Below are 333 nucleotides of genomic sequence, written 5' to 3'. Positions count from 1 at the left end.
AAGGGCCTAAATGAACCATCGACGCAGACCGTTGTTCCGGTCATGACGCGAGAAGGTCAGGTCATCGCGTTTGTCACAATATCGAAGACCACGTTCACAGGCACCGAGACAAGCCTCACGCTTCCATCTGGCAACGCCCCGCTGGTGAGCGTTCAACTCGCGCCCCGCGCTCAGATGGGCGACCTCAGCTACAACACGCGCCTCGAAGAATTTATGGCCATTATGTGGCCAACAGACGTGGAGTGGCAAAAGCCGTGGATCGGGTTCTCCGAATTCGTGTTCTCAGACGATCCGCACAACATCGATTGGTGGGGCTTCTGGTCGATGCCGGTC

At 57.1% G+C, this 333-nt stretch carries 1 protein-coding gene; it reads left to right on the top strand.

Annotation, left to right across the window (positions count from 1 at the left end; genetic code table 11):
• Positions 1-42 precede the first annotated feature (42 nt).
• Positions 43-333 (top strand): hypothetical protein (locus tag AC1RPQ_RS08235; RefSeq protein WP_481762300.1); only part of this gene is annotated, 291 nt, incomplete at its 3' end.

This window comes from Dellaglioa sp. CoH-57-MRSF-21, from assembly GCF_056781915.1.
This window is presented reverse-complemented; position numbering and strand designations above follow the sequence as displayed.